General features: G+C 42.7%; 14 protein-coding genes and 1 pseudogene. 6 read left to right on the forward strand and 9 right to left on the reverse strand.

The window, feature by feature from the left end; genetic code table 11:
- A pseudogene (locus WS40_RS04580) lies at positions 1 to 292 on the reverse strand (IS481 family transposase); the annotation flags it as partial.
- A gap of 282 nt (positions 293 to 574) precedes the next feature.
- Here WS40_RS04580 and WS40_RS04585 point away from each other — a divergent pair.
- The gene (locus WS40_RS04585; RefSeq protein ID WP_038670292.1) at positions 575 to 1,393 is read left to right on the forward strand and encodes an AraC family transcriptional regulator; all 819 of its coding nucleotides are present in this window, start codon (positions 575 to 577) and stop codon (positions 1,391 to 1,393) included.
- A gap of 13 nt (positions 1,394 to 1,406) precedes the next feature.
- Positions 1,407 to 1,901: a hypothetical protein gene (locus WS40_RS04590; RefSeq protein WP_325208415.1), complete on the forward strand. Its 495-nt coding sequence runs from the start codon at positions 1,407 to 1,409 to the stop codon at positions 1,899 to 1,901.
- A gap of 177 nt (positions 1,902 to 2,078) precedes the next feature.
- Here the strand turns inward: WS40_RS04590 and WS40_RS04595 are convergent, their stop codons facing one another.
- Positions 2,079 to 3,077 (reverse strand): glycoside hydrolase family 130 protein, encoded by a 999-nt coding sequence (locus tag WS40_RS04595; RefSeq protein ID WP_046440570.1) that lies wholly within the window; start codon positions 3,075 to 3,077, stop codon positions 2,079 to 2,081.
- Between the two features lie 583 nt (positions 3,078 to 3,660).
- On the opposite strand from WS40_RS04595, the gene WS40_RS04600 reads away from it, so the two are divergent.
- Positions 3,661 to 4,938 carry an aminotransferase class I/II-fold pyridoxal phosphate-dependent enzyme gene (locus WS40_RS04600; protein ID WP_046440572.1) on the forward strand — a complete coding sequence of 426 codons (1,278 nt, stop codon included), beginning with the start codon at positions 3,661 to 3,663 and terminating at the stop codon, positions 4,936 to 4,938.
- A 336-nt stretch (positions 4,939 to 5,274) separates the two neighbouring features.
- Here WS40_RS04600 and WS40_RS04605 read toward each other — a convergent pair whose 3' ends face one another.
- The 5 genes from WS40_RS04605 to WS40_RS04625 all read right to left on the reverse strand — a co-directional run bounded on the left by WS40_RS04605 (position 5,275) and on the right by WS40_RS04625 (position 10,719).
- Complete coding sequence (locus WS40_RS04605) at positions 5,275 to 6,138, reverse strand: carbohydrate ABC transporter permease (RefSeq protein WP_022288678.1); 864 nt, start codon at positions 6,136 to 6,138, stop codon at positions 5,275 to 5,277.
- The gene (locus tag WS40_RS04610; RefSeq protein WP_046440574.1) at positions 6,138 to 7,106 is read right to left on the reverse strand and encodes a carbohydrate ABC transporter permease; all 969 of its coding nucleotides are present in this window, start codon (positions 7,104 to 7,106) and stop codon (positions 6,138 to 6,140) included. Before WS40_RS04610 ends, WS40_RS04605 begins: the two co-directional genes overlap by 1 nt.
- A 73-nt stretch (positions 7,107 to 7,179) precedes the next feature.
- The gene (locus WS40_RS04615; protein WP_046440576.1) at positions 7,180 to 8,547 is read right to left on the reverse strand and encodes an ABC transporter substrate-binding protein; all 1,368 of its coding nucleotides are present in this window, start codon (positions 8,545 to 8,547) and stop codon (positions 7,180 to 7,182) included.
- A gap of 399 nt (positions 8,548 to 8,946) precedes the next feature.
- Positions 8,947 to 9,942: a LacI family DNA-binding transcriptional regulator gene (locus WS40_RS04620; RefSeq protein WP_046440578.1), complete on the reverse strand. Its 996-nt coding sequence runs from the start codon at positions 9,940 to 9,942 to the stop codon at positions 8,947 to 8,949.
- Between the two features lie 138 nt (positions 9,943 to 10,080).
- Positions 10,081 to 10,719 (reverse strand): hypothetical protein, encoded by a 639-nt coding sequence (locus WS40_RS04625; protein WP_038670282.1) that lies wholly within the window; start codon positions 10,717 to 10,719, stop codon positions 10,081 to 10,083.
- A 249-nt stretch (positions 10,720 to 10,968) separates the two neighbouring features.
- Here WS40_RS04625 and spoIVB point away from each other — a divergent pair, with 249 nt between their 5' ends.
- Both spoIVB and spo0A read left to right on the forward strand, forming a co-directional pair.
- Positions 10,969 to 12,195, forward strand: a complete 1,227-nt coding sequence (spoIVB, locus tag WS40_RS04630) for a SpoIVB peptidase (protein WP_046440580.1) — start codon at positions 10,969 to 10,971, stop codon at positions 12,193 to 12,195.
- Between the two features lie 270 nt (positions 12,196 to 12,465).
- Complete coding sequence (gene spo0A, locus WS40_RS04635; protein ID WP_022288684.1) at positions 12,466 to 13,248, forward strand: sporulation transcription factor Spo0A; 783 nt, start codon at positions 12,466 to 12,468, stop codon at positions 13,246 to 13,248.
- Between the two features lie 249 nt (positions 13,249 to 13,497).
- On the opposite strand, the gene WS40_RS04640 is transcribed toward spo0A, so the two are convergent.
- Positions 13,498 to 14,913 carry a sugar transferase gene (locus WS40_RS04640; RefSeq protein ID WP_046440611.1) on the reverse strand — a complete coding sequence of 472 codons (1,416 nt, stop codon included), beginning with the start codon at positions 14,911 to 14,913 and terminating at the stop codon, positions 13,498 to 13,500.
- Positions 14,914 to 15,194: 281 nt separating this feature from the next.
- Between WS40_RS04640 and metF the strand changes: the two genes are divergently transcribed.
- Positions 15,195 to 16,049, forward strand: a complete 855-nt coding sequence (gene metF, locus WS40_RS04645; protein WP_022288686.1) for a methylenetetrahydrofolate reductase [NAD(P)H] — start codon at positions 15,195 to 15,197, stop codon at positions 16,047 to 16,049.
- A gap of 264 nt (positions 16,050 to 16,313) precedes the next feature.
- Here the strand turns inward: metF and WS40_RS04650 are convergent, their stop codons facing one another.
- Positions 16,314 to 17,588 carry an ABC transporter permease gene (locus WS40_RS04650; protein WP_038670279.1) on the reverse strand — a complete coding sequence of 425 codons (1,275 nt, stop codon included), beginning with the start codon at positions 17,586 to 17,588 and terminating at the stop codon, positions 16,314 to 16,316.
- Positions 17,589 to 17,597 lie beyond the last annotated feature (9 nt).

Raw genomic sequence — 17,597 nt, forward strand, 5'->3', positions numbered from 1 at the left:
CTAGTTTTTTCATAACCCTGTAAAGACTTTCAAGACAGCGTGTATACCCTTGTTTCCTGAGACGATGCCATAGTTCGGGAAGCTCAAGTGTCGGGTTCCGTTTGTGATACCTTTTGATAAGATCTATTTCTTCCTTGGTATGCTCATTGGGATGATGATGCGGTCGGCGTGATTTAACTGCAAGGGACTCCACACTTCCGTCCCAGCGTTTCAGCCAGAAATATATATATGAACGTGATTTATTGTATTTTCTGCTCGCTCGGCTCACTCCATATTTCTTTGCGTAATTCATTAAGGATTGACGAAACTTCATATCTTGTGTTATACTATTCATGAGAGATAGGCTTCCTTTCTGATTTGTATTTGTGTGGTAACTTTATTTTATCAGATTTTTGCCTATCTCTCTTTTCTTTTTTCTTAATTTTGTCCAATATCTATTGTAGCACTACATTCATATTTTATCGCAATTTATTCTTTTGCTTGACAACATATTGCGACACTGCTATAATAAAATGTGTAGTTATCATGTTCATATATTGCAGTTTTTTTCTGCTTCAGATATGGGGGAAAATATATGCAGAAACAATTCTATCCTGTTATAGGAACTGAAAAAGCTCTGCCATTTTATATCATCGGCATAGGCGTGAGCTGCTGGCAGTTTCCTGTCAGCAGACCGGAGGGCTATGATTATCCTCAGCTTTTCGTCTGTCTTGAGGGCGAGGGTGAGGTAACGGTAGACGGCAAGACCGTAAAAATAATGCCTGACAGCATTTTCTATATACCACCGCACTGTCCCCACGAATATAGAGCCACGACTCATTCATGGTATCTTGACTGGGTGTGCTTTGACGGCAAACAGGCTCTCGAACTGCTGAAAGAATGGGATCTTAACAAATTTCATGTTTTCTTAAACTGCGGCGCAGAGCGTATGCACAAGCTTTTTGACAGCGCATATTACACCATAAAAAGCGACAAGGCATACGGCAACTATTATGCCTCCGCACAGCTTTACGATATGCTTCTTGAATACCGCAAGCTTTCGGACGATAAGTTCCCATACAAGAGCCGTGTAAATTCCGAAGCCGTCGCAAAGGTCATGAAATACACCGAGGAGAATTATTCAAAGCCTATAAAGCTCGCCGACATGGCGGCTGTGGCAGGGGTATCAGAACAGCACCTTTGCAGACTTTTCAAGAAAAATTTCAGCATAAGACCAATGGAATATTTAAACACAGTGCGCATAAGCCACGCAAAGGAGCTTCTTACCTACTCCTCAAAGACAGTTGCGGAGATAGCTTCGGAAACAGGCTTCAGCGACAGCTCGTATTTTTATGTTGTATTCAAAAAGCACGAGAACATCTCTCCGGCTGAATACAGGAAGATAAAGGCATAAGGTGGCAATAAATATGGAACAAAAATATATCTATTCTTTTTCTCAAATAGAGGATAAGGTCAAAACTTTGCATGAAACCAATACTGAGGCTGCAGCAGCCGTTGCCCTTTCATGGCTGGGTCTGAGCCGTGATGAGCTTAAAACACTCAGGGTATCAGACTACAACAGCACAATGCGAATGCTCCACTCTGCAGGCAGAGTGGTGTACGTCCGTGAAGATCTTATAGCAGATATTCTTAAAGCTATATGCGAGGAGGCTCCTGAATACAGCATGGGCTTTTTCATCACAGACGTGAACTCTGCATACGAAGCCGCAGAAAAGCAGGAGCTTTCCCCTATCAGCGTGCTTAAAATGAGATACTTCTACGAAAAGCACAGTGCAAAGCTTTCAGGAGAGCCTGAGGACAGAGTATTTCTCAAAGAGATACTGCGCTCAGTTGGCGAAAGCGAAGCTGATATGGAAAAGCAATTCGCCGAATACGAAAAGGACGCACCTGAAAAAATATAGACCATTGCCACTGCACAAATACATCGTCTATATGTAGTTCATTTGCCTACACATCTATTTGTTATAATTCACAAGACGGCTTTCAAAGCCGTCTTTTTTATGTCCTAACAACAAAAAAAGAGCAAAACCGAAGTTCTGCTCTTTTGTAAACTATTCTGTTAGTCTATCAGATCGAAATTAGATAGAAGAATGGCTCTTTACATAGTCAACAACAGCGTCAACAGTTGTGTAAGCAAGACCTACGCAAGTGTCAGCACAGCCGTAGTAAATAGCAATTCTGCCTGTGTCAGCGTCGCAAAGTGTTGCGCATGGGAATGTTACGTTCTGAACATCGCCTACGCACTCATAGATCTCTCTTGGGTTGATGAGATACTCACCGCATCTGTACTTAACTTTCCATGGCTGCTCCTTGTCAAGGATGCAAGCTGAGAAGCTGTATACAAAGCCGTTGCAAGACTCAAGAACACCGTGATAGAAGCAGAGCCAGCCCTCGTCTGTCTCTATTGGAATAGGACCTGCACCGATCTTCTTGGACTCCCAACCCTTGAGAGGTCCCATAACGTGTCTGTGCTCTCCCCAGTACTTCATGTCAGGTGACTGTGAAATGTACATATCACCGAATGGTGTGTGACCTGAGTCAGAAGGTCTTGAGAACATTACATACTTGCCGTCGATCTTTCTTGGGAAGAGTACGCCGTTTCTGTTGAATGGGAGGAATGCGTTCTCACACTGATAGAATGTCTTGAAATCATATGTATAGCCTACGCCGATAGTTGGCTTCCAGCCGTATGCGTTACACCATGTTACCCAATATCTGTCTTCGATGAAGCATACTCTTGGGTCATAACCGTAGCCCCACTGATTTACTTCTTCTGTAGACTTTTCAGCCTGCTCGAACATGATCCTTGTAGGGTTGATGTTCCAATGAATACCGTCCTCAGAGAAACCAGCATGGAGAGCCATGTTTCTTTCCTTATCGTCAACACGGAATACGCCTGCGAACTTGCCCTCGAAAGGAACTACCGCACTGTTGAAGATAGAGTTTGATGTAGGAAGAAGATTTCTAGGAATGATAGGGTTTCTGTTATCTCTCCAGATCACTTCATTGCAGTCAGCCGGCTTATCCTGCCAAGGCATATTTGGGATAGCCTGTCCGTTGATTACTTTAACGCTCATGTTAAAATCCACCTTTCATAATATAAAAAATGATTACTTTTTATTTTTCCCCCGAATAGAAATGCGAAACTTTTCCCGCTTATTCAAGGCGATATCATTCGGCTTACCTTATCGGTAAAATGCCGCTGTTATTATTAAAACACACTTTCAGAAAAATTTCAAGCCCCTATTTTTGCTGAAAACGTTTAAAATTTATATGTAAACGTATTCTTCTTAAATTTAACATTTTATTAACAGTTTGCTTGGTTTCATATTTTTGCATCGCACTAAAAATATGCGACTTTATGCGCCTGCACGTCCGTTCTCCGCCCAGTCCATGATAAAAATGAAATATCAGGCAGTGTTTTGAATGTAAATTATAAAAGTTGCCCATAATGGTCATATTAGCATAAGCATATTCGTGCAAGTTTCTGATTTTTTGCAAGAATAGAAAAAAGCACTTGCAAAAGCAGTGAAAAGGGTATACAATATAAGTAAGGATATCAGATACGTTCGGCAGAGTGCGACAGTGGTCGGGATTTGCCGAATTTGTTCTGTATAGTAGTGTACTATAATTTATAATTTACAAGTGGAGGACATTGATATGAAACTAACAGAAATGTCTGCAGAGGAACTGGCATTATTCAAAGCAGAAGTCCAGAAAAAATATGACGATTTCAAGGCTCAGGGACTTTCGCTGAACATGGCAAGAGGAAAGCCGTCTGCTGAGCAGCTCGACCTGACAGAGGGTCTGCTCACAGCAGTAAAGAGCAGCGAGGATTGTTTCGCTGAGGACGGCACAGATTGCAGAAACTACGGCGGTCTTGACGGTCTGCCTGAGGCTAAAGCACTTTTTGCTCATATGCTCGGCGTAACACCTGATGAGCTTATCATTTGCGGAAACTCAAGCCTTAACATCATGTATGACACTATTGCAAAGTTCATGCTTTTCGGCACAGGCGATGGTGAAAAGCCTTGGAAGGATACAAAAGTAAAGTGGCTCTGCCCTGTTCCTGGATATGACAGACATTTTCTTATAACAGAAAAAATGGGCTTTGAGCTTGTAAACATTCCAATGGACAAAAACGGTCCTGACATGGATATGGTAGAAAAGCTCGTTGCTGAGGACGATACTATAAAGGGTATATGGTGTGTTCCAATGTATGCTAACCCTACAGGCACAACATACTCTGACGAAGTAGTAAAGCGTCTTGCAGCCATGAAGACAAAGGCTAAGGATTTCAAGATATTCTGGGATAACGCATATTGTATCCACCACCTTTCTGATACACCTGACACACTGCTCAACATTCTTGACGAGTGTGAAAAGGCAGGCAACCCTGACAGAGTTTATATGCTCGCCTCTACATCAAAGGTAACATTCCCTGGTGCAGGCGTTGCAATGATAGCGTCATCTGAAAAGAACATCAAGTACCTCAAATCTATGATGACAGTTCAGACTATCGGTTATGACAAGATAAATCAGCTCCGCCACGTTAAGTTCTTCGGCACATATGAAAACCTTATGGAGCATATGAAGAAGCACAGAGCTATAATCGAGCCTAAGTTCAAGATAGTTCTTGACACTCTCGAAAAGGAGATAGCACCTCTGGGAATCGGAAGCTGGGAGAAGCCAAACGGCGGTTACTTTATAAGCTTCAACGCTCTTAACGGCTGTGCAAAGAGAATTTGTCAGCTTTGCAAAGAGGCAGGCGTAGTCCTCACAGGTGCAGGTGCAACATACCCTTACGGAAAGGACCCTAACGATTCAAACATCAGAATTGCTCCTACATTCCCGCCTGAGAACGAGCTTAAAATTGCAGCCGACGTGTTTGCTACAGCAGTTAAGCTTGCAAGTGTAGAAAAGCTTCTTGCAAAATAATTCAACTAAGTCAAGATAACAATACTCTCTATATAAAAAAGCGATGACCTTGCAAAAGGCTCATCGCTTTTTTTGTTTGCCCATAAAGCAAAAGCGGTATCGACCTCCTAAAAGGTCATACCGCCCGCTATGGTAAGGAAATTAAAGGCGGCACCGCACAAGGCACGCCTGTCGGCTTTGCACGCAATCTGCTTGCAGATTTTCCGTCATATAGCACAGAAATTTCTTGACATACGTCAGTATGCCTGCATAATTTCTGCACTATCTGACAAAAAATCTGACTGCGCATCTTACGCACAATCCTTGTGCGGTGCTGCCTTAAAATAGAAATAAAGCTTATTCTTTTACAGCTCCCGAAACAAGTCCGCTGTAAATGTACTTTTGCAGTAAGAGGAATATAATAAGAGTCGGAATGATACAAATTACGATTCCCGCAAAAACTACCTCCCACTGTACAGAAGTGGCATTCATAAGATTGTAAAGCACAGTTGAGATAACAACGTGGTCATCATCAGGCATATAAAGCTTTGGAGTGTAGAAATCGTTATAGATACCAACGAACTTGATGATAAGCACTGTTGCTATTGCAGGCTTGAGGTTAGGGAGAATTATGCTGAAATATACCCTTGGATAAGAAGCACCGTCCATAATAGCACTTTCGTCCAGGGAATATGATATCTGCCCCAAAAACTGAATGAAAATATAGATAGAAATAATATCAGTACCGATATTCAAAATGATAGGTGCAAGCATAGATCTGTAAAGACCAAGCTTGTAAACTATCTGGAATACCGTTACCTGCATTGTGATATTAGGCAGAAGCGTTGCAATAAGGAACGCTGTCTTTACTACTCTTGAAAAATAGGTGTTGAAACGCTGAACGACATAAGCCGTCATCGTACCTGTTATTATCGAACCAACGCAGGATACAACAATGATTATAGCCGTGTTTTTGAATGCAAGAAGAATGTTCTGTGTAAAAAACGCTGTCTTGAAGTTCTCCCACTGAGGCACTTCCGGAAGAGTGAACACCGTGGTGTTTGAAAGCTCTTTGTAGGTTTTCAGCGAGCCTATGAGCACAACAAGTATCGGTACTATTACTATAAGACAACAGAGTATAAGAAAAACATACTTGATAATGTTCAGTACCCTTGAGCCGATATAAAGCGGCTTTGAATCTTTGTTTTCATTCTGTGCCATTATTTCACAGTCCCCTTTCTGCTCCTTTTGTTCTCCTTAGGGGTCTTGTCGTCCTCACGGAAGAAGTATTTTTGTATAAACGTTACGATTATCGTTATGATAAGCAGCACGATACCCATTGCCGAAGCAAGACCCACCTTTTTCAGCGAGAACGCCGTGTTGATAGTCTTGATAACGAATGTGGTAGTGCCCATCATGCCCTTTGTTGTGATATATGGTATCTCGAATACTGAGATAGCACCCTTTACCGCAAGGATAAGCTGCAATGAGATGATAGGCTTTATGCTTGGAAATACGATATATCTGAAGTTCTGCCATGGGTTAGCACCGTCAAGGTCAGCCGCCTCGTAAAGGTCAGGGCTGATAGACTGGATAGCACCGATATACATGATGATATCAAAGCCTATGTATTTCCATATGGAAATGAACACCAAGCAGCAGTTTGCAAGAAACGGCCTGTCAACATCGAACCACAGTATCGGGTCAAGGCCCAGTGTGGTAAGGATAGTGTTGAGCGTTCCGTCAGGGGTAAGACCCTTTTGACCTTTGAGGAAAAATCTTTGGAATATGATAGATACCGCAACGCCGTTCATAAGATAAGGGAAGAAAAGTATTCCCTTGAAAAGTCCCTTTGCTCTTATCTTTGAGCAGAGGATAGACGCCAGCAGCAAAGCCAGTGCCTGCTGAATGAATGAACCAACAAGATAATAAAGGCTGTTCTTGAAAGTTTCAAGATAGTCCTTGTCGGTGAATATCGTTACATAATTTGAAAAGCCTGCATATGTAGGGTTAGTGCCGTATGGATCTCTGTTCTGAAAACTGAATATGACCATATCCAGAGCAGGGATAAAGGTAAACGTTACAAGCAGGATTATCGGCAGTGCAAGAAACAGTATAGAAGTATAGAACTTTTTACCCGCATAAGTCTTTGACCACTGTGCAATGCCTTTTCTATTGCCGTTTTGCATTTGAGGTCCTCCTGAACACAATTATCAGGCACAGGAACAATGCCTGTACCTGATAAGGGATTTATCTTAAGTCTTAGCCGAGAACTTTATCTCTTGCAGCAGCCCACTTCTTGTTTACATCAGCGATGATCTCGTTGAAACCGTCGTCGCCCTTGCCTGCGAATGCTGCCTCAGCAAGCTTGATCTTGAAGTTGTCCTCGTCGCCCTGCCATACGCCAACGCCTGACTCCTTGTCGATCTCGTCGAACTTACCAACGAGGTCATCCGGACAAACAGCCTTCTCGAAGAATACAGCGTCCTTGAATCCTGACAGTGTGCTTGGAAGCTCCTTGTTCTGAACTGTTGAGATCATACCCTCCTGCTCAGAGAAACCTGAATCAGAAACGAACCACTCAACATATGCCTTTGCAAGATCCTGATTCTTGGAGTTTGCACTTACGCCGAGAGTATAGTCAGGGCCTTCCTCTGCGTATACCTTTCCGTCAGCCGCAGTGATAGGAACAGGCATATAACCAATATCGTCAGGGTTCTCAGCCTTTTCCATGAACTGTGAAACTGCCCATGAACCCATTACCATTGTAGCGATCTTGCCCTCGCCGAACCATACCTTTGATGACTCCCACTCTGTGTTAGCGTGGTCTTCTTCAAGAAGGTCAGGCTTTGAGAACAGATCATACATCAGCTTGTATACTTCATAATAGCCGTTGCCCTCTACAAAGAGGTCGCTCTTATCCTGAAGAAGCTTGTTTTCAGCTTCAGCACCGCCTGCTGCTGAAAGAACAAGGTTCTGCCACTGAGTAATAGTCCAACTTGCGTCCTTGAAGTTTGTGTAGTAAGGGATAGCGTCTGTGTTATCCTTGATGAGCTGAAGATCTGCAAGGAACTCGTCAGGAGTCTTAGGAGTTTCTGTTATACCAGCCTGCTCCCATATCTTCTTGTTGTAAAGAACGCCTGTAGCTGTTCCGCCTACCGCAAGTCCGTAAACATTGCCGTCAGCCGTCATCTTCTTGTCTGACCAGCGATATGTGTCCTTGAACTCGTCATAAGTTCCGAGAGATACGAAATATGTAGGAAGTTCCTCAAGCTTAAGGCTTGAAGGGATACAAAGAACATCGCCGTAATCATCTGTACCCATTCTTGTTGCTACATCTGTATCGTAGTCCTTGTATGCAGTGTATTCAACTGTGCAGTTGTAAGCTTCCTCAAACTTGTCTGTGAGAGCGTCGAGCTTGCCGTCCTCTTTTCTGTCAGTTCTGTTCGTAAGAACTTCCAGTTTTGCACCCTTTGCGTCGAATGAGTCTTTGATATCAGCCTGCGATACTTCAGGTGTAACAGCCTTGCTGCTTGAATCTGTAGAGCTTCCGCAGCCTGTGAACGCACTCATTGTTCCCATTGACAAAACCAGTGCCATTGCACCGGCACATATCTTCTTTGCTTTCATACTTGATAACCTCCGAATTAGCTTAATTTAATTAAGTAAATTAATTTGTCTTTGACGACAATATTAAGTATACAGCCTAAATAAAATTAAGCCAATATCTTTTTAGAAATTAATATCTTTTTAATCTCAACTTTGTAAACAAACATAAACTTTAAGACCTGAATTTTAGCAATATGCACAAAAAAGTGGCGACAGTCTTAACAAAGACTGTCGCCAAGATCAGACAACCGACACAACCGACGGGGTCATGTCGCAAACAATAGAAAATCATAGATTAGAAAGGTGCACTTAATAAGTACAGGTATATTATAACTTAAAATTACTTATTTGTCAATAGCAAAACAAAAAAAGATCAACAAACACCATGCTGATCCTTTTGTTATATTCGCTAATAAACACCTATATTCTCTTTACAGAGTCCTTTATAACGAGGTCGCCCTCGATAGTTCTTATCCTCGGCTTGCCGTCAGGTTCTTCCATTCTATCCATAAGTGTCATTACCGCAAGGTCTGCCATATAATCTGCGTCAACGTTTATAGTCGTGATAGTCGGGTCTGAAACTTCGGAGATCAAATAGTTATCATATCCCACAATGGAAATATCCTCAGGCACGTTATATCCCATGCCACGGAGCTGTCTTATTGCACGGTAAGCCACCTCGTCGCAGTTGCACACGAAAGCCGTTGGCATATCGTCCTCAGGGAAAGTCATAGTGATAAAATCACGCTTGTAACGATCGTCGATACGCCACTTTTCGTTGACCTCATAGCCATGCTCTATCATAGCCTTTACATAGCCCATATATCTGTCAAAAATACTCGTTGTGGCAAATTTACTTCCTATGTATCCTATCTTTTTGTGACCCATTTTTATAAGATATGAAGTAAGCTTGTAGCCTCCGCTGTAGCCATTTGTCACAACAGCGTCCAAGTCTAAGGACGGCACATAGTAATCAAGCAGTACAAGATCTTTTACATTGTCATTAAGAAGCTTTGCATAATTCTTTGAAAGCTGTCCCAGTGAAATAAGTGCTGAAACCTGCTTGTCCTCGATACAATGCGGGAGCATGAGCCTGTCCTCGTCCTCCTGATCTAAATTTTCCATTATGCAGAACATATTCTCTTTTTTGAGCCTTGTTACAAGAGCGTTATACAATGCCCAATAAAATGAACCGTTAGGATTGATGAATTTTGATGGGATAAGCACACCGATAGTATTACCTCCCCTGTTCTGAGTGCTTTTCACGCCCACATAACCCATTTCGTCAGCGACCTGCTTTATCTTCTCTCTGAGAGCATCGCTAACTCCGCTTTTTCCTGCAAGGGCTTTTGACACAGTGACATTACTTGTGTCACAGGCTTTGGCTATATCTATAAGTGTAACTGCTTTCTTCAAAATTCTCACCGCTTTTTCTTCTTAATGAACTCCTTAAAATAAACTCTGATAACATTCTCATTCAATTATATCATTTTATGACATAAAGTCAATAGAATATTGCAAAATCTCACATTTACACAAAAACGCAGACCAAAATCAGTTGATAATGCTCTCAACAGGAGCGTTATCCCTCTCTCTTTGCAGTCTTTTTCGCTCAATGAGTTTTCTTATTATAGTGCAGATGAGCAGAGTCGCTGATATGACAGCAACACCTATTATAGGATAAAATCTCCACATATATTCCTTATCCATATTCTGCAAAGACTGATCTACAGCCGAATTGCTCAGCTTGTCCTGTATCCTTTTTATAAGATATCCGCCCGCTTTAAGAAACGATATCATGCCCCCAAGGCTAAGTATAAAGGAAACGATATATTTTTTGAAAAACGCAAACAATATTCCTGCAAACATGACAACAACGCCTGCCGCCATTGCCCACAGCACCCACTTTGGCGGAACGGGCTCTATATACTTGCCCATGATGCCCACGATAGTTACACCGCCGTAGAAAAATCCCGAATACGCAAACGGCACTATCATAAGAAGCTTCAAAATAAGATAATAAACAGGCTCACCGTTCGGTTTAGTGCGTTTCGCCTTTTTCATCATCTTTTTCGCCGAGCGGCTCTGCCTTTCTCTGGCTTCCTCACGCTCTCTCTGTTCTTCAAGCTCCTCTTCTTTTCTGAGCCTGTCCTGCTTTTCTTTCTGTGCTTTAAGTCTGTCTTTTTTTGACATAATGTACCTCTTTTATGTATTAAAATATTATCGTATCATAGTTTTCTCATCAGATATTTTATTATATCATAGTATGCCACGAAATTCAACACATACAAATGAAATTTTCTTCCTTTGCACTGTTAAGAAGGCAGAATAAAATTGAAAAAGGCTTTCCAAGACAAATAATACTTATGCCGACGGCTGAATTAAATTTCTCAGCAGGTCAACAATAAAAGCGAAAAGAAAAACAGAAAGGAACGTGAAAAAATGTCGTCATTTTTCAAAAAAACAGCCTGCGTCACAGGGATAATACTGCTGGGGCTGTTTGGTCTTATAGGATTTTATTCCACAACGCTCCCCGATTTCTACCTTGTTTCAAAGGGCAGCGAGCTTAGCGTGAACTCCTTTTTCACCATATCCTCAAAGCCCTGCGAAAGCAAGGTGACAGTGGCGGTGTCAGGCGGTTCGTCAGGAGCATCACGATACACAAAAAATATGCTCATGCTTTTTGGGGCAGTGCCAGTCAAGGAGGTTGAATCAAAGACAATGGAAAGACCAATGCTTTATCCTTGCGGACAGCCATTCGGCATAAAGCTTCTCACAGAGGGCGTAATGGTAGTCGATCTGCAAAAGGTGGATACTTCAAGCCCTGCCAAAGATTGCGGTATAAGAGAGGGCGATGTTATAGTATCTATCGACGGAGAAAAAGTCAAAAGCAACGCAGACGTTGCAAAGATAATAAGAAGCTCAAACGGTGAAGCCTGCTCGGTGCGCATAAAGCGTGGAAGCAACGACCTGACCTTCAAGCTTTGCCCACGCCTTGAGAGCGGAAGCTACAAAGCAGGAATGTGGGTGCGTGACTCCTCCGCAGGCATAGGCACTCTCACATTCTATGACCCTGAAAACGGAACTTTCGGAGGTCTTGGTCACCCCGTATGCGACGCAGACACAAAAGAACCCCTCCCCCTCTCCGCAGGCACAGTTGGCGAAATAAACCTCACAGGCTTCAACAAGTCACGCTCAGGATGTCCGGGACAGCTTTTAGGCGAGTTTGCAAACTCCGCCTCCACAGGTGATATCCTGAAAAACTGCGAAAGCGGCGTGTTCGGCACACTGAACGCAAATCCTTGCCCAAATGCAAAAGAGTTTCCTCTCGGCTTCCGTCAGGAAATACACCCCGGCAAAGCCAAAATACTGTCCTCTATTGACAATGACGGACCAAAAGAATATGAGATATCTATCGAGCAGATAAATCTCTCAGATTCTGCCGAGCATGACCTAGTTATCAAAATAACTGACAAGACGCTTCTTGAAAAAACAGGGGGCATTTTGCAGGGCATGAGCGGCTCGCCTATCATTCAGGACGGAAGACTCGTGGGCGCAGTGACCCATGTTTTTATCGAGGACACCGCCAAAGGCTACGGTATCTTCGCTGACGAAATGTATTCAAAGACCTCAGAGCTTGCCGAAAGCACCATAGAAAACGCAGGTTAGCGACCTTTGCCGATCGCTGTCGATTTATGAAAAGGCTTTGCATAGAGAAAAATATCATCTGCAGTCGAACAATGCTTAATTATCTTGTTTTGGCATATTCACGCACTGATATTTGTACACTTTGCATTAATAAGTCGATAATTTGTTGACGATTTTTCTAAAAAACTATTGCATTTAACAAATAAATGTGTTATCATTTATCTTGTGAAAGGGAGTTAAAACAAACGCTCTCAAACAAAAATGACAGATTATACGACGGAGGAAATGACAATGACAAACAAGATCAAAATTCTTATTGGCGACGATTCGGCACAGTACGGGGTAGCATGTGCTTCCTCACTGAGAGCAATGGGCTTTTTCGTGATAACACGTCCCAAGGACGGACTTACTATCTATGACGCTATCAAAAACGAACAGCCGGACGTTGTTATCGCAGACGCAGTGATGCCGAGCCTTGACGCAATCGAGCTTATCAGAAAGATACAGAACTCGTCCTATCAGAAACCGCTTTTTATAATCACAAGCGCCTATGAGAACTCATTTATAGAAACACAGGTCATGAACGCAGGAGCATCATATTTCATGCTCAAACCATTCGACATAAAGATACTTGGCGAGAGGATAAAGTCCATGCTGGATATCGACACCGATATATCCTCCGACTCAAGCTATACGAAAAACAAGCAGAGCATAAACCTTGAGATAATCGTCACAGACATAATCCATCAGATAGGCGTACCTGCCCACATCAAGGGCTATCACTATCTCAGGGAAGCTATCATACAGTCCGTGAACGATAAGGAAATGCTTGAAAGCGTTACAAAGCTATTATATCCTGCAGTGGCAAAAAAATTCGCAACTACGCCCTCCAGAGTGGAAAGAGCCATACGCCATGCCATTGAGATAGCATGGGACAGAGGAGATATCGACACCCTCAACAGCTTCTTCGGCTACACCATAAACACAGGCAAGGGCAAGCCCACAAACAGCGAATTTATCGCACTTATCGCAGACAAAATAAGCCTTAAATTCAAGACCACCATGGCGGTCTAGGGGTCATAAGTCATATATGCAAAAAGAGCAGAACGCATTTTCACGTTCTGCTCTTTTGTTACTTGTTGATAAATGTAGGGGCGAACAGTGTTCGTCCGTCTTTGTTCACCTGCTAAATTTGCAATAAGACAAACTTTTTCGCTTTGGGTGTGACGTTGCATTTCCGAACACAGGCGACCTCAGGTCGCCCCTACACACAAAATACAAAAAAGAGGGCGAAAATGATCCGCCCTCTGCATTTTCATATTATCACAGCTTTATCTCTTCGCTGTTCTTTTCGTCCTTGCTGTTATCATGCTCTATCCTGTCACGGTGAGTTTCAAGAGGAGCTGAATCCTTTACGCCCTCAGTGGCTTCTGGTATAAAGCAGGTCTTTACCGTCATAAAGAATATTCTAAGATCAAGCATAAGCGACTGATGCTCTATGTACATAAGGTCAAGCTTCAGCTTGTCATAAGGCGTAGTGTTATACTTTCCCATTACCTGCGCATAGCCCGTAAGTCCAGCCTTGACTTTCAGCCTGTATTTGAACTCAGGCATTGTTTTTTCATACTTCTGCGCGATCTCAGGCCGCTCAGGTCTAGGCCCTACAAACGACATATCGCCCTTTAGTATGTTTATAAGCTGTGGAAGCTCGTCTATCCTTACTTTTCTTATAAACTTACCTATAGGAGTGATACGGCTGTCATTTTTCTTTGCAAGGGTCGCACCGCTTTTCTTTTCAGCGTCAACTATCATGCTTCTGAACTTGTATACCTTGAACACCCTGCCCCCCGTTGTGAGCCTTTTCTGAGAATAAAGCACAGGACCGCCATCATAAGCCTTTATTGCAATAGCCGTCACTAGCATAAACGGTGACGCCACCACCAGTGCGGCAGCCGACAGCACAATGTCAAGTATCCTCTTTATCGCACGCTGTTCCCAGCGCAAGCCGTCATTTCTCGCCAACAAAAGGGGCGTATCGAAAAGGTGGAAATCCTCCGCACCCCTTACGATAATATCTGACAGCTTAGGGTTTATATAAGTCCTGATAGAATTTTCAAAAGTAAATTTCAAAAGCTTGTTTCTCAGGTCATTTGGGATATCCGATATTATAACAGCCTCGTGTTTTAATATCTCACGCTCGATATCCTCAAGACTCTCCTCACAGCTTATAGAAGCGCATATCCTGTATTTGTCATTTCTCACGCTCATTTTTGAAACAAGGTACTTAGCGTTCTTGTTTCCATAAACGATTATCATTCGCCGTGGAGGGTATACCGCCTGATATATCCAAGTGAAAACATAGCTCCACGCAAAGGCTATTGCCACCTGAATTACCGTCATAACAAGTATGGGCGCTACGTTGAGCCTGCCTCGTCCGATAAGAGAAACGAGTATAAATTCTATAAAATTCGCACCCAGCACACCCAGCACCTGCGAGCCGAAAAGCCCCGTGAATTTATCATACCCAAGACGGAAGCCGTTAAAGGTCTTTGCCATGGATATATAGAGCACCACATAGATAGCCACCATAAGAATGTTACCATTATGCCAGAATGGGTCACGCATCGCCTTGTTGTAATAGTTGTTCCAAACCGTGTCGAAGCACTTCATAAAGGCACAGATTATAACAAGTGCGCTGAGATAGTTAAGTATCTTTTTGAACTGATCTCTGTTATTCAACAAAAAACCGCCTTTCTCTGCTGTTTTTGTTATCTGCTCAATGAGTAAAGTATAGCATACTTTTCGCCAATAATCAAGCATTACACACAATTTTCACCGACTGTCACCTTTTTCAGCCTGATTTTTCAAGATAATACCTGTATCTCCGTTCAATATAGCTTTAAGCTATGATAGACCATAAAATAAAAATTATTGATTTACTAGGAATTTTGTGTTATAATATACTTTGCTGAAAAATAAAAAATATATTTTTATATAGATAACAGAAAAGAGGAAAATAAATGAAGACCTGCGAGCTTTTCAAGAAAAAGACAACATTATCCTTTGAGGTGTTCCCACCAAAGAGTTCAACGCCTGTTGAGAGCATATACAGCACCATATCACAGCTCCAGCCACTTAATCCTGATTTTATCAGCGTAACATACGGAGCAGGCGGAAGCACGAACAATGCGACTATCGACATATGCTCGGCTATAAAAAATCACCACAAGATAGAGTCGGTGGCACATCTTCCATGCCTTTATCAGACAAAGGAACGAGTATTAGAGCAGCTTGAAGAGATGAAGTCTGCGAATATTGAGAACATACTTGCTTTGAGAGGTGACAGAAACCCTGATTTTGAGCCGGCAGGTGATTTTCACTACGCTTCCGACCTTGTATCTTTCATAAAAGAACACAGCGACATGAACGTAATAGGCGCATGCTATCCTGAATGTCACCCGGAGTGCGACAGCATAGTAGATGATATAAAGCACCTGAAGGATAAAGTAGACGCAGGCTGTTCACAGCTTATCACCCAGCTTTTCTTTGACAACAGCACATTTTACGATTTCAGAGAAAAAACAGCCATAGCAGGGATAAACGTGCCTATCGAAGCAGGAATAATGCCTGTGACCAACAAAAAGCAGATACTTAGAATGACAACTCTTTGTCATGCGACCCTGCCGAAGAAGTTTCTAAAGATAATGGACAAATACGAGAACGACCCAATAGCAATGAGAGATGCAGGCATAGCCTATGCGGTATCGCAGATAGTAGATCTCATCGCCAATGATGTAGACGGCATACACCTTTACACCATGAACAATCCATATATAGCAGAGAAGATATGTGAAGCGGTGAAGTCGCTTTTCTGATTTACACAAACGCAAGCAGGTGGAGAATTGATCTCCGCCTGCTTTTTTGTTTTCCGCACAGACCAACTGTAGGGGCGAACAGTGTTCGCCCGTTTCATTTTTTCACAATCCTACTGATTATTACATTGTATAAACACTGCACCCAAATGTAGGGGATAGTTTATTGTGCCGCAAAATCACTTCGCTCTTTGATTTTTTTCCTCGTATAAGAAAACACAAAGCGGGTCAGAGCTTTACACTCCGACACCGCTTTATTATAGCTTATTATTCATATCTCAAAGCGTCGATAGGATTGAGCTTCGCCGCCTTTATGGACGGAATAAGTCCAAATACTATTCCAACTACCATTGAAAATACCACCGACACTACTATTGACGCCGAGGATATCGCCACAGGCACTTCCGCTACCTTCGCTATTACCTGTGAAAGCCCTATGCCCGTCAGCACTCCGATTATTCCGCCTATGCTCGTAAGCACTGCCGCTTCTGTCAAAAACTGTGCAAGAATTCTCTTTTTCCTTGCTCCCAGTGCTTTTTTCAGTCCTATCTCTCTCGTTCTCTCTGTTACCGACACGAGCATAATATTCATTACGCCTATACCGCCTACCAGCAGAGAGATGCTAGCTATCCATATAAGCATCTTATTAGTCGATGAACTCAGATCCTGCAATGACTTCGCCTGCTCCAGCAAGCTATCGCTCTTGTATTCCACAGAAGCGCTGGTTTCCTTACTTCCGCCCTTTACAGCCGAAACGTTCTCGTTAAGAATATCCGCCGACTTTTTGCCCGCATTCGTCATCGAGTCCGTGTCCACAGCCTTTACGATACAGTTTTCTGGCTCATCATAGCGGAAAACTATCCCCCAATCGTTTGTGGGGATAAAGACAAGTCCGCTTGATGTCTGATTGTATGTGTAGTAGTCCTCCACGGAGCTTATAACAGGCTCAAAGTTTGAATTTTTCACAGCCACGCCTATTACAGTGAACGGCTCGCCACTTATGTCTATGACCTTTCCCACAGGGCTTTCACCCTGGAAAAGACCCTCTGCAAGCGTCTTGTCTACCACTGCCACCTTGTCAAATTTGGTAAAGTTTCTCTCCGCAAAGCCCTTTCCCTCAACTATCTCGTATCCAACAGTGTCAAAATAATCCTTGTCTACTCCGTATATAGTTGACGAATCCATTTTGTTGTTAAGATAAAACAGATTGTCAGGATTGTTTCTTGTGCGGTAAAAAGTGCTTGACTCCACCTCTTTAAGTTCGTTGATACGTTTTTTAGTGTCCGGTGTGAACATTGCCACATTCGACGGTGGCGCTTCATAAGAAAAGTCGCAAACAGTGTCGCCGTTTGAAAGCTGGATCTTCACCGTGTTGTTTCCTGCGCCGATAAGATTGTTCTTTATCTGCTCATTTGTACCCTTGATAGTGGAAACTATAGCAATGATAGCCGCAATACCGATAATGATACCAAGCATAGTAAGAAACGAGCGTATCTTATGTGAAAGTATTCCCTTAAATGAAAGTCTGATATTTTCTATCATATTATCCGC

The sequence above is a fragment of the Ruminococcus sp. N15.MGS-57 genome, assembly GCF_000980385.1.
GTDB lineage: Bacteria > Bacillota > Clostridia > Oscillospirales > Ruminococcaceae > Hominimerdicola > Hominimerdicola aceti.

What these genes read in the sequence shown, in the direction of transcription:
- WS40_RS04615 (WP_046440576.1), bottom strand. Translation starts at nt 8,547, where the DNA reads ATGAAAGCAAAGAAGATATGTGCCGGTGCAATGGCACTGGTTTTGTCA.
- metF (WP_022288686.1), top strand. Translation starts at nt 15,195, where the DNA reads ATGAAGACCTGCGAGCTTTTCAAGAAAAAGACAACATTATCCTTTGAG.
- WS40_RS04625 (WP_038670282.1), bottom strand. Translation starts at nt 10,719, where the DNA reads ATGTCAAAAAAAGACAGACTTAAAGCACAGAAAGAAAAGCAGGACAGG.
- WS40_RS04585 (WP_038670292.1), top strand. Translation starts at nt 575, where the DNA reads ATGCAGAAACAATTCTATCCTGTTATAGGAACTGAAAAAGCTCTGCCA.
- WS40_RS04605 (WP_022288678.1), bottom strand. Translation starts at nt 6,138, where the DNA reads ATGGCACAGAATGAAAACAAAGATTCAAAGCCGCTTTATATCGGCTCA.
- spo0A (WP_022288684.1), top strand. Translation starts at nt 12,466, where the DNA reads ATGACAAACAAGATCAAAATTCTTATTGGCGACGATTCGGCACAGTAC.
- WS40_RS04650 (WP_038670279.1), bottom strand. Translation starts at nt 17,588, where the DNA reads ATGATAGAAAATATCAGACTTTCATTTAAGGGAATACTTTCACATAAG.
- WS40_RS04600 (WP_046440572.1), top strand. Translation starts at nt 3,661, where the DNA reads ATGAAACTAACAGAAATGTCTGCAGAGGAACTGGCATTATTCAAAGCA.
- WS40_RS04595 (WP_046440570.1), bottom strand. Translation starts at nt 3,077, where the DNA reads ATGAGCGTTAAAGTAATCAACGGACAGGCTATCCCAAATATGCCTTGG.
- WS40_RS04610 (WP_046440574.1), bottom strand. Translation starts at nt 7,106, where the DNA reads ATGCAAAACGGCAATAGAAAAGGCATTGCACAGTGGTCAAAGACTTAT.
- WS40_RS04590 (WP_325208415.1), top strand. Translation starts at nt 1,407, where the DNA reads ATGGAACAAAAATATATCTATTCTTTTTCTCAAATAGAGGATAAGGTC.
- spoIVB (WP_046440580.1), top strand. Translation starts at nt 10,969, where the DNA reads ATGTCGTCATTTTTCAAAAAAACAGCCTGCGTCACAGGGATAATACTG.